A 12,224-nucleotide genomic window follows, 5' to 3' on the forward strand; every position below is an offset into this window, starting at 1 on the left:
TAGAAGAGAAAAAGTGGCGGATAGAACGCTCAATTTGAAGGATAGAGAGAGAAGTGACGGATAGGACGCCAAAATTGAAGGATAGTATTGGAAAAGTAGCGGATAGAACGCTCAATTTGAAGGATAGAGTAAGAAGTGACGGATAGAATGCCAGAATTGAAGGATAGAAGAGAAAAAGTGGCGGATAGAATGCCCAATTTGAAGGATAGTATTGGAAAAGTAGCGGATAGAACGCTCAATTTGAAGGATAGAGTAAGAAGCAGTGGATAGGACGCCCGAATTGAAGGATAGAAGAGAAAAAGTGGCGGATAGAACGCCCAATTTGAAGGATAGAGTAAGAAGCAGTGGATAGGACGCCCGAATTGAAGGATAGTATAGGAAAAGTAGCGGATAGCCAGCTCAAAGTGAAGGATAGAAGAGAAAAAGTAGCGGATAACCACTCAAAGAGAAGGTCTACATCAACTTGTAGACCTTCTCTTTTCTATTAAATCATCGGACTGGAGCTGGCTTAAATGTGACGATTAACGTAGCGATGGCTAGTGTCACGAAGATGATGATGGCCAATGAGCTACTGTTTTGCAGGAGATTATCAGAACTACCACCAAAGATGATTGTGTAGTAGCCATCTGCTCCATACGAGGCAGGTAGCATGGCAGCGACCTGTTTGTATCCTTCAGATAGCATGGTTTTTGGAACAAGTACACCTGATGTTACTAATTGGAGTGAGAGAGCACAAATATTAAATATCATCCCCATATTCCCAAAGGCAATTACAAATACTTGGGCCAAGCTAAGGAAAGCAAGATACATTACAGATTGGAAGAGATAAATCGACAGCAGGCTTTCTTGACTATCGATATTAAAAAGGTGCATCAAGCCAATTGTTATGAATGGCAATGTAAAGGCTACGCCCACATTGAGTAGCTGTCGTGCGAGAAACAATTGCCATTTTGATAGGCTGTCTTGAACGAGCTGTGCTGCTTGCTGGTGTTGCATAATCATAACCATCGCTCCCACAAAGGAGGAGATGATGACCATAAGTGGGACAAAGTTTGCAGCAAATCCCTTTACATCATTGGTTTTTACAATCGTACCATCGACGGGATGGTCTTTGACATTCATTACAGTCGTTTTGACAGAAGTGGTAATTTGTTGGGCAGTGTGTTGCTCGAAGGGAAGCTGAGCAAATTGTTGAGCAAAGACTGCAACCGCTTGATTTTGTTGCATTGGATAGAGGGCTTGATTGATTTCTTCTGTTAATTGCTTTGCTACACCCTCCATCATATTTTTCGCTACACTTGCATTGGCTTGATTAATCGCATAAATAATTTCAGCCTCTTTCCCTGCTTGAATTTGATTTGTAAAATCGGATGGAATTTGCATAATCATATTAATTTGTCGTTCGTTTAATGCGCGCTCAGCTTCCTTCATCGAAGAATAGTCCTTCATTCCAAAGGGGATGGAGCCTTTGATGTTCTGTGCTACCTGTTGACCCATTACAGAATCTTCCACAACAATACCAATGCTTAACTGTTCCGCTCTTTCATTGACACCATCATAGGCAGTCATCCAAATTGTAAAGAATATTAATTGGAAGGCAATGGTTGCAACAATGCCGATATAGGTTTCACGAACTCGCAATAGTGCTTGTAAACCTGTCATTTTTTATTCCCCCTAAAATTAAGTAAGTACTTACTTGCATTGATTAGAAAAATTTTTTCTAGGAAACGAGTCCCCTAGAAAAAATAGCAACACTAGTTTGTAAAAGTTCTTCAGTTGGTAAGTCAGACACGATAGTTCCAAGGCGAGCACGTGACATAAAATGACCAAAATTCAAAGCTATAAGCGATAACGCTGCTGCTTCAAAATCAACTTCTCTTATTTTTCCTTGTTGATGCATCTCTTGAAAATAGAGAATGAGCTCCTTTTTTATGAGGAGCGGGAGATTGGCGATTTCCTCACTAATTTCAGGAAATTGAATAGATTCCTTAAAGCCGATCATGACAAAATCTTTAATCGACATTAAAAAATGAAAATGCTTCAGTGAGAAATTCAATAAATCCTTTTCTAATTCCCACGTTACATTTTGATTGATCTCCTGCTGTAGAAGAGGATAATAAGAAAATTGCTCAATAATGGCTTTTAATAAACCACGTTTGTTGCCAAAGTGACGAAAAAGAGTGACCTCATTGACACCTGCTAATTCTGCAATGGTTTTGGTAGTTGCAGCTGTATAGCCTTTTTCACTAATCAATTGTAGAGCAGCTTCGATAATTCGTTGCGCAGTTCCTTTCGTTGTCAAGAACATACTTCCTTCCATGCAAGTAATTACTTACATCCTAGCATAGTGTACGAGGATCTGCAACACTGTGAATGAGCGTTGACAATTATATCGACTGCTGATATATTTTGAATATATCGACTGGCGATATATTGATAGACGATATAAAGGAGGATTTGTATGACACAGGAGCATCCGCCATTAACAGAGGGCGTTTATTATATTTTATTAGCATTATATGAGGCGAGGCATGGCTATGGCATTATGCAATTGGTGGAAGAAATGAGCAATGGAAGAGTGCGCTTAGGGGCCGGAACCATATATGGTGCGATTAAAACATTGTTGGAACGAGGATGGATAGAGGCACTTGATGGAGATGGCAGAAAGAAAGAATATATTATTACTGAAACTGGAAAAACAGTGGTGGAATATGAAATTTTACGATTAAGGGAACTTTTTGACAATGGTATCCGTATAACGAGAGGAGTTGAATAATATGCATAAATATCGATTGATGATTAATCCCTATGCAATAGAGAAGTGGGTCAATGACATGGCTAGTCAGGGCTGGCACTTAAAAAAATTTACATGGATTCGTTTTACGTTTGAGCGTGGAGAACCAAATAGCTATATTTATCGCCATGATGAATTAGAGCGATTCGGTACGCACTATGAAGAGGGATTTCTCGAATTTCTCAAATCCTCTGACATTGAACAAGTAGACCGCTCTGGAAATTTTGTATTTTTTAGAAAAGCAGCACAGGAAGGTCCATTTGAGCTGTATACAGATAAAAAAACGAAAATTGGTAACCTGTCAAAAAAGATGAGGATCCTGCTTTCTCTTATTCTACTTAATTTGTTCATTGGACTGATCGGTTTAATTGGCGATTTTTCGGAGCAAACAACAGACTGGGTTGGTTTTGCGTTAAATACGCTGAATCTTGTGGTTGTTGTAGTATTTGCCCTCCCATTCTATAAGCTTATGCGTATACGTAATCGATTAAAGAGAGAATTAAATGTATTTTCGGATTAACGAAGCGTCTATTATTTTCCGGGAAATCAGAAAATAATGAAAAAGGAAGCATGATTTTATAGTAGGAGTGATGCAAAATGAAAAAAAGAATGTATCGTTTTTTTATTGATTACGAAAAGGAAGAACGCTGGGTCAATGACATGGCAGATCGGGGGTGGAATCTTAAAAAGACAGTAGTAGGCTACTTTGTTTTTGAAAAAGGGACACCAGGTCAATATATTTATCGAAATGAATTTATCAATAGAAAGTCGAAGGATTATTTTGAGTTTCTAGACGAAATGCATATCGAGTGTGTGTCTAAGTTTGGTGGGTGGGCCTATTATCGAAAACCAAAATCGGAGGGCCCTTTTGAGATATTTTCAGATGCTTCCTCGAAAATAAACTATATTAAATCCATGAATCGCATTTTTATATTCGTGCTACTGTTAAATTTAATCATTGGTATTTATAATCTATCCCTTGGTTTACGGGAATTCGTTGTAGGATCTATGAATACAAGTGTGGGGTGCATGAATTTGATTGTCGCCTTACTGCTATTCATTCCTATAGTAAAAAATGAAAATCGTAAAAAGGGCTTGAAACAAGACTTACATATATTTGAAGGATAAGGAGGAAGACAACATGACATTACAGTTACAGCATGTCACAAAGAAATACAAGGATTTTACAGCTGTAGATGATTTAAATTTTACCATTGAAAAAGGGGAAATTTTCGGTCTAATTGGTCAAAATGGTGCAGGAAAAACAACGACATTCCGAATGATTTTAGATTTACAGGAGACGACAGCGGGGACGATTACTTGGGATGGGCAGCCAGTTAATGCCATTAACCGAGATGTCCTTGGTTATTTACCAGAGGAGCGTGGTATTTTCCCAACAATGAAGGTAGAGGAGCAGCTTTACTTTTTTGGTGAGCTACGTGGCATGAAACGAGCAGAGCTGAAAAAGGAAATAGATTTTTGGATTCAACGCTTTGAACTGGAGGAAAAACGCAAGGATAAGGCAGAAACACTGTCAAAGGGGAATCAGCAAAAGGTACAGCTAATTGCAAGCTTTATCCATAAACCTGCGTTTTTAATTTTAGATGAGCCGTTCAGTGGGCTAGATCCCGTCAATAAAGATTTACTAAAGGATGCTATTTTACTATTGAAAGAGCAAGGCACGACGATTTTGTTCTCCAGTCACCAAATGGACAATGTCGAGGAGCTTTGTGATCATTTGTGTTTATTAAAACGAGGTGTTTCTTTATTTTCTGGAAGCTTACTAGATTTAAAGAAACAATATGGTAAAACAAAGCTTGCTGTCCGTACGGATTGGTCAACAACACAATTATTGGCACTTGATGGTGTCAAGGATGTGCGTGTAGAGAAGGAGCAAACAGTGCTTACATTAGTGGACGAAAGCTTTGCTCAAGGTATCTTTGAGCAGCTATCCAATGGGAAGTATATTGAAAAATTCAGCTTAGATTATTTATCGTTAGATGAAATCTTTAAAGATAAGGTAGGTGGCCATGTTGTCGAAGTTTAGTTTATTAATGAAGCAATTATATAAAGCTAAAATTAAATCAAAATCCTTTATCTTAATGACTTGTTTATATGTAATTGTCATGTCAGTGGCTGTCTTCTGGTCAGAAATTAAGGAATTATTCACAGGTGATGATGAAGCACAGCAAATCGCGATTATTAATAAAACCTCTGCTGATCTAAGTGGTATTTTTGTCTCGAATGGAGATATGAATTTTATTCAAGATGAGCAAGATGTATCGACCCTTGAAAAAAGAGTAAAGGACGGCAAGCTGGATGCGATTGTGACGATTAACGACCAAAATGGTCAATTACATGCGGAAATTGCTACGTTTACACCACTGAAATTAAACGATCAATCTACATTATCATCCTTATTACAATATGCAGGACAACACTATGCCGTACAACAATTATCGCTTTCACCTGAGCAAGCGGCACAAATCATGGCAGCTCAAACAACAATTTCCACGAAAAACTTAAATGAGGCATCAACAGGTGGAAAAAGTGAAGAAGAAAAGCAATCAGGGCTAGTAGTTTCCTATGCGGTAGGAATTTTAATCTATTTCTTCATTTCTACATTCCTATCGATGATTACGACTGAAATAGCCTCTGAAAAAGGCTCACGCGCAATGGAAATGCTGTTAGTTAGTGTCAAACCTGGGACACATTTTAAAGCAAAAATCGCTGGAGTTTTATTGCTCGCTTTAACACAGATGGGTATTATTGCGATCGTGTTCCTTATCTATGCGAAGTTTATCAAAGGTGGAATGGTTTGGGATGCAGCTGCTAGCATTGTCAAGGAATTGTCCGTTGGCTATGTCATCTATGCTATCGTATTCCTACTGTTAACAGTTATCCTTTATCTTATTATCGGTGCATTATTTGGCTCTTTAGTATCGAAAGTAGAAGAGGCGGGTCAAGTATTAATGCCTGCGATGATTATTACGATTATTGGCTTCTATGTTATGCTGACAGGCATGGGGAATCCAGATACAATTATCATTAAAATATTCTCTTATATCCCACTAACTTCTGGAATGATCATGCCAATGCGTATTGGCGCTACAGATATCGGTGGCATTGTACCATTACTTTCTTTAGGAATTTTAGTCGTAACGATTGTTGTCGTATACCTATTCAGTTTATCGTTCTATAAACGTAGTGTATTGACATATAGCTCTGGCGGCGTCATTCAAAAAATTAAAACGGTATTAAAGGTAACAACATAACATAATGGCAGCTACATGGATAATGTAGCTGCTTTTTTGGTGTCATGGTGCCATTGTTAGCAAACAATGTAAAGGAATTTACGGAATCAGTCGAATTTTGGCTAGAAAGAAGCTATAATTTATAAAAGGGGATGGGATGATGTTAGCTAAATCAGAGGTGGAGGCAATTCTTGACCGATCATCAAATCAGCGTTTAGCAACAATCGAAGAAAAAGCGCAGCTCTTTCAAAAGCTTCAACAGCTGTGCGCTACTAGTAAAGAAATAGCAGAAATTCTTCACTATTGCACTGAAGTGGAAATTTTTGTTGATAATGCTCACCCTAATCAATATAGTTTGCAATATAAGGTACACCAGAATGGCTATTGTATAGCAGATTCGTATTTTTTCATCCTATAGAAAATGAAACTTTTTTACATGGTAATCGTAAGTAATTAGTAGAGATAAATTGCAGGGGGTAAACATATGTCTGAATTCAACAATGATCTTTTAAAATCCAAGGACCCATTCGCTTCAGAAAATCCTTTATTACAGCCAAATCCACTTTTACAGCAAACGGCTGAGCAAAAGCCAGTACTTGTATCTGAGCAGGAACTATCACAAATCGCTCAAAACCAGCTAATGTTAAAGCAGGATCCAGAGGTTCATACACTTGCACAAAAAATTGATGTCAAAGATCAAATTGCCATGCTAGAGCTCGGTAAAGAAACGGCAAGTGGCATTTCAACCTTTTCTGATAAAATGCTCGCAACGATGAAAGCTAGTAAGCTGGAAGAATCGAGTGTGCTTTTAAATAACCTGAATAAAATTATGGATAAATTTGATCCACAGGATTTTGCGGAAGAGAAAAAGGGCGGTTTCATCTCCAAGCTCTTTAACAAAGGAAAAGAGCAATTGGAAAGATTCTTATCTAAGTATGACAGCATGAATAAAGAAGTGGATGTCATTTACCGTGAAATCCAAAAATATGAAGGGGAAATGAAGCGTAATACCATTGACCTTGAAAATTTGTATGATCAGAACTTAAACTACTTCCAATCATTAAGTAAATTTGTTGCAGCTATTGAAGTGAAAACAGAAGAGGTTCGTGCGTCTTTACCAGCACTTGAACAAAAGGCTCAAAGTGGTGATCAATTGGCAGCTATGGAATATGAAACAATGCTACGCGCTGTGGAATTATTAGAGCAACGTCGCTATGATTTAGAAATGGCACAACAAGTATCATTCCAATCAGCACCACAAATTCGCTTAATGCAGCAAGGGAACAATCACCTAATTGCCAAGATTAATTCTGCCTTTGTCACAACGATTCCGATCTTTAAGCAGGGGCTTATTCACGCAGTGACATTAAAGCGTCAAAAGTTGATTTCTGATTCTATGGTGGAACTAGATCGCCGTACGAATGAAATGCTTGTGCGTAATGCTGAAAATATTAGTAAGAACAGTGTGAATATTGCTCGTCAAGCTGGTAGCCCAAGCATTAAAATCGAAACCATTGAAACAACATGGCAAACAATTATGGCTGGTATTCAAGAAACAAAGCAAATTCAAGCAGAAACAGCAAGAAACCGTGAAGAAGGTCGTAAACGTATTGAGCGTTTGCAATTGGAGTATGAGAAACTGAAAAAAATGTAAGGCTAAAGCTTCTTGCAGCTATTGTTGCAAGAGGCTTTTTTTATGGAAAGGGTAGGCAGATAGAGGCTCCTTCCACACAAGGGAAATGATCTTTGACAAAAAGCAAAATAGTGATTATGATAATGTTAAATGAGAATGATTATCAAATAGAAAAGGAAGCGGAAAGATGCTACACAAAGGTATTCGATTACATGTAATTATTCGTGGAGGAGTGAAAAAATAAATGGCAAATAAAATAAATCCCTCTACATTGTCGTATGAGCCGTTTAAAGATGGAACGCTTGCTCTATACACGACAGATAGCTTAATGATTGTACCGCAAAGTCGCTATCTAGAGCTTTTGCATATGGAAGAGTTATATAATGCTATGTATAAGGATTTAGATAACAAGCAAAATGGTTTAGAACGAGAACGAAAAATGCTAAAAAAACAAAATGCACAGCTAACAGAGGATCTACAAAAGTTAAAGCAGCAAAACACGGTCTTGCAGAAAAAGGTCACTGAATATAATTGTGTGGTGGAGGAGATGAAGGTGCTCCGTCAACAAAATACAGACCTTCTCATTGAACTAAGTAAATATACAGCGATGTCAAGAGAGTCATTGACGGGGCCCTTGAAGTCGATGATTCGAGATATGCGTGAGCAAGGGGTTGGAATTAAAGAAATCCATATTCGCATCAAGCGCCAAATCAATCCAGAGATTAGCTATAGTACTGTACGCAAGTATATTTCTGAGCTAGAGTCGGAACAAAAAGGTTAACAGCTTATAAAAGGAACTAGAAATTTGGCATTTACAGCAGCTACTCAAAGTCCTATAATGAGTCTATTCTTTAACTAGTTTAAGATTATAGGAAATCGTTAACCGATTTCAGTAAGAGTAGGAGCGTTAATATCATGTCAAATGAGAAAAAAGGAGTTTTGGCAGCCTTTTTTGCCTATGCCTTTTGGGGAGCATTCCCTCTATATTGGAAATTACTTGAGCATGTACCAAGTATGGAGATTTTATTATCCCGTGTCATTTGGTCCTTTGTCTTTACGGTGCTGGCAGTACTCGTATTTCGAATGCGTCAGGATCTCGTAGCAGATTTAAAATATTTATGGTCACATCAAAAGCATTTCTGGCAGCTTGCGGGTGCATCCTTTGTCATTTCAATGAACTGGTATTTATATATTTGGGCAGTGACGCATAATCATCTCATTGAAACGAGCTTAGGTTATTATATTAATCCGCTATTGTCTGTAATTTTCGGGGTGATTTTCTTTAAAGAATCGCTGAGTCGTGCACAATGGGTAGCAACAGGAATTGCTTTTATTGCGGTGATTATTTTAACGATCAATTACGGCTCAGTACCTTGGGTAGCTTTATTGATTGCGCTATCTTTTGCTATTTATGGTGTGCTGAAAAAGAAAATTACACTGGATGCTACAAGAGGCCTAGCCATTGAAACGTTATTGATTTTACCCTTTGCATTAGGCTATTATGTCTATCTTTTTGCTACACATCAAGCCTCGTTTTTACATGTCGATGTTAAAACAGATATTTTGATGATCTTTAGTGGTTTAGTAACAGCCGTCCCGCTTATTTTATTTGCGAAGGGGGCACAAAATATTCCTTTATATTTACTAGGGTTTATCCAATATGTATCGCCAACGATTGTCTTGATTTTAGGTATCGTGCTATACAAAGAGCCATTTAGTCAGGTTGAGCTCCTTGCATTCAGCATTATTTGGGCAGCTTTACTTTTATTTTCTGGTTCGAAAATTATAGAAACAAGAAAAGCCCATCATAAATCAGTTTCGTAAAAGACTTGTAGATTTTTCTACAGGTCTTTTTTTGTAACTTTTACCACTTCGCTTTGTAATGCACAAAACTTTTTTATTCCTTATCGGATTGGGCTGCTAGATTGTCTGCTATTTTGTTTAATCGTATCTTAAAGATCGATGAGGCTAACAATGAATAACTCATTCACCGCTGCTTTATATTGCGCTAAATGCAAGACTGCATAATGAAAGCCCATAGCGTTTATTTCACCACTCACAGTTGATGTGGCAGAGACTGTAGGGATTATAAAAATAAATAAGAAAATGAATGTAAACAGGCAATGGGTAGTCTTTTGTTGTATTTGGGTACTCCCTCCAAATAGAATCTTTTTGATAGATTCTACAAAATAGGAGAAAACCTTTTGAAGGTAGGTACCTTTACTTTCCTGTTAGCATATAGTAAAATGTCAATAATTAGATAACAATGATCAATTAATGAGAGGTGCTTTTTGTGAGTGCGGTAGGTTCTAACTAGGTAAAAATTGAATGAAATAGTGGCGATGACGACAGCAGGGGATACATGTTATGAAAACCCCTTATTTTGTCATGGATCTATTTCAACAACCTATGTAGATACCTACAATACTTTATTAAGCGTGGCAGATAGGATAGAAACTTCAATTAGCTGAAGTTTTATTTGTGATGCCAGGAAAACGCGCCTTTTAAAGATAGAGCTGTGGGGATTCCTCACAGCTTTTTTATTTTGTTTAAACCATCATTGCTATCTATTATTGGGTAGGTATCTTCATGTATGATAAAACATTACAATGAGGAGCAAAAAGAAATGAATAATACTACACTTGAAAAATTACAATATCATGAATTAAAGGACATCGTTAAATCCTATTGTGTCAGCGGGTTAGGAAAACAGCTTTTAGATAAATTAATGCCAAGCTCAAACTTAACAGTGGTAAAAAATCGGTTGAATGAAACAACAGAAGCTCGTGCAATATTGGATGCAGAGGGGCATGTTCCGTTTTTAGGGGTATCGAATATTGAGCATATTATGACAAAGCTTGAAAAGGGAATGCTTCTAGATCCCAGTGAGCTAGTGAGTATCTCTGATTTTTTACGAGGCTGCCGCAATATCAAAAAATTTATGTTAGATAAGGCATTTTTTGCGCCTGTTCTTTCCTCTTACGCTCATTCTATGGCTGAATTTAAAAGCGTGGAGGAGGAAATTAATTTTGCGATCAAAGCCAATCGTGTAGATTCGGCTGCTAGTCGTGAATTAAAACGCATCCGACATCATATGGAAACGACAGAGGAAAAAATTAAAGAACGTTTAACGAAATTTTTAAATAACAGTGCTAATAAACCGTATATTCAGGAATTTTTTATTAGTCAAAAGGATGATCGCTATACGATTCCGATTAAGGCGACCTATAAAAATCATGTACAGGGTACGGTCGTTGAAATTTCCTCAAAAGGGGCAACCGTTTTTATGGAGCCAAGTGTTGTCGCTAAATTAAATGTAGAATTAGCTACCTTAAAGGCTGAGGAAGCCGTGGAGGAATACCAGATTTTAGCGTCTTTATCAGGGCTATTGATGGAACATCTTCATGCCATCACCATTAACATGGAGTTGATTAGTCAATACGATATGGTTTTTGCCAAAGCGAAGTTCAGTAGACAAATTGGTGGTAGGGAGCCACGTATAAATGATTACGGTTATATTCAACTAATCAATGGTAAGCATCCATTACTACCAGGAAATGCGGTACCCCTTCAATTTTCCATCGCGAAAGACTACCGTAGCTTAATTATTACAGGTCCAAACGCTGGTGGGAAAACAGTTGTGTTGAAAACCATTGGCCTTTTAACATTAGCTACGATGTCGGGCTTCCATATTGTAGCGGACGAAGGAACGGAAATGGCTGTATTTGATCATATCTTTGTTGATATTGGCGATAATCAAAGTATAGAGAATGCACTTAGTACGTTTTCTTCTCATATGAAAAATCTTTCCGATATTATGAGAGCTGCTAATAATCATACACTCTTACTATTTGATGAAATTGGCAGTGGAACAGAGCCAAATGAAGGAGCTGCACTAGCCATTGCGCTATTAGAAGAATTTTATCAAATGGGCTGTATAACTGTGGCAACTACACATTATGGTGAAATTAAACGATTTTCTGAAATGCATCCTGATTTTATGAATGCGGCAATGCGCTTCCATGCTGAAACATTAGAGCCTTTGTACCAATTACTCATCGGCACCTCTGGAGAAAGCAATGCCTTATGGATTTCTAAAAAAATGAATGTCCGCGAAGCTGTTTTACAAAGAGCAAAGGATTATATAAATAATAAACAATATCAACTGACGATCGTTCAGGACAGTAAAATTCGAAAGCCTAAAGAAGAGAAAAAAAGCTTGGCAGCAGCTTATACATTTGCAAAGGGGGATCGTGTGAAATTATTGGACTATGATGATGTGGGATTGGTATATGAAGAAATGAATCCGTACAATAATGTCAGCGTATTCTATCAGGGGCAAATACTAGAGGTCAATGTAAAGCGGCTTGCCCTTGAATTACCTGCAACAGAGTTATACCCTGAAGGATATGATTTAGAGACATTATTTGTAGACTATCAGGATCGGAAGCTTCAGCACGATATCGAACGTGGGTCGAAAAAAGCGTTACGCAAAATCCATAAACAAATAAAGAGTGATCGTCAGCAATAAAAACAAGGGATT

12 protein-coding genes are annotated in these 12,224 nt (G+C 37.6%); 10 read left to right on the forward strand and 2 right to left on the reverse strand.

Translation table 11 applies throughout. From position 1 onward, the window contains the following. Positions 1–489: 489 nt before the first annotated feature. Together NYE73_RS09555 and NYE73_RS09560 are read right to left on the reverse strand one after the other, a co-directional pair. Positions 490–1,662, reverse strand: a complete 1,173-nt coding sequence (locus NYE73_RS09555) for a YhgE/Pip domain-containing protein (protein WP_259948706.1) — start codon at positions 1,660–1,662, stop codon at positions 490–492. Between the two features lie 58 nt (positions 1,663–1,720). Next, positions 1,721–2,308, reverse strand: a complete 588-nt coding sequence (locus tag NYE73_RS09560) for a TetR/AcrR family transcriptional regulator (RefSeq protein ID WP_244205671.1) — start codon at positions 2,306–2,308, stop codon at positions 1,721–1,723. Between the two features lie 153 nt (positions 2,309–2,461). Here NYE73_RS09560 and NYE73_RS09565 point away from each other — a divergent pair, with 153 nt between their 5' ends. The 10 genes from NYE73_RS09565 (at position 2,462) to NYE73_RS09610 (ending at position 12,212) form a co-directional block, all read left to right on the forward strand. Then, the gene (locus NYE73_RS09565; RefSeq protein WP_009374222.1) at positions 2,462–2,776 is read left to right on the forward strand and encodes a PadR family transcriptional regulator; all 315 of its coding nucleotides are present in this window, start codon (positions 2,462–2,464) and stop codon (positions 2,774–2,776) included. A 1-nt stretch (position 2,777) separates the two neighbouring features. After that, positions 2,778–3,314 carry a DUF2812 domain-containing protein gene (locus tag NYE73_RS09570; RefSeq protein ID WP_066037730.1) on the forward strand — a complete coding sequence of 179 codons (537 nt, stop codon included), beginning with the start codon at positions 2,778–2,780 and terminating at the stop codon, positions 3,312–3,314. 77 nt (positions 3,315–3,391) lie between these two features. Further along, positions 3,392–3,922, forward strand: a complete 531-nt coding sequence (locus tag NYE73_RS09575) for a DUF2812 domain-containing protein (RefSeq protein WP_066037731.1) — start codon at positions 3,392–3,394, stop codon at positions 3,920–3,922. Between the two features lie 13 nt (positions 3,923–3,935). Then, entirely contained in the window at positions 3,936–4,841 is a 906-nt protein-coding gene (locus NYE73_RS09580; RefSeq protein ID WP_054550841.1) for an ABC transporter ATP-binding protein, read from the forward strand. Beyond that, on the forward strand, positions 4,825–6,069 hold the full coding sequence (locus NYE73_RS09585; protein ID WP_081011063.1) for an ABC transporter permease: 1,245 nt from the start codon (positions 4,825–4,827) through the stop codon (positions 6,067–6,069). The genes NYE73_RS09580 and NYE73_RS09585 overlap by 17 nt, the downstream gene beginning before the upstream one ends. Positions 6,070–6,208: 139 nt before the next feature. Further along, entirely contained in the window at positions 6,209–6,466 is a 258-nt protein-coding gene (locus NYE73_RS09590) for a hypothetical protein (protein ID WP_066037732.1), read from the forward strand. A 66-nt stretch (positions 6,467–6,532) separates the two neighbouring features. Next, positions 6,533–7,702, forward strand: a complete 1,170-nt coding sequence (locus NYE73_RS09595) for a toxic anion resistance protein (RefSeq protein ID WP_048390185.1) — start codon at positions 6,533–6,535, stop codon at positions 7,700–7,702. 223 nt (positions 7,703–7,925) lie between these two features. Next, entirely contained in the window at positions 7,926–8,462 is a 537-nt protein-coding gene (locus tag NYE73_RS09600; RefSeq protein ID WP_048390186.1) for a hypothetical protein, read from the forward strand. Positions 8,463–8,596: 134 nt separating this feature from the next. Beyond that, entirely contained in the window at positions 8,597–9,505 is a 909-nt protein-coding gene (rarD, locus tag NYE73_RS09605; RefSeq protein ID WP_048390187.1) for an EamA family transporter RarD, read from the forward strand. A gap of 802 nt (positions 9,506–10,307) precedes the next feature. Beyond that, complete coding sequence (locus NYE73_RS09610) at positions 10,308–12,212, forward strand: endonuclease MutS2 (RefSeq protein ID WP_259948709.1); 1,905 nt, start codon at positions 10,308–10,310, stop codon at positions 12,210–12,212. Positions 12,213–12,224: the final 12 nt, after the last annotated feature.

The organism is Lysinibacillus sp. FSL K6-0102 (assembly GCF_038003545.1).
In the GTDB taxonomy this organism is placed as follows: Bacteria; Bacillota; Bacilli; order Bacillales_A; family Planococcaceae; genus Lysinibacillus; species Lysinibacillus capsici.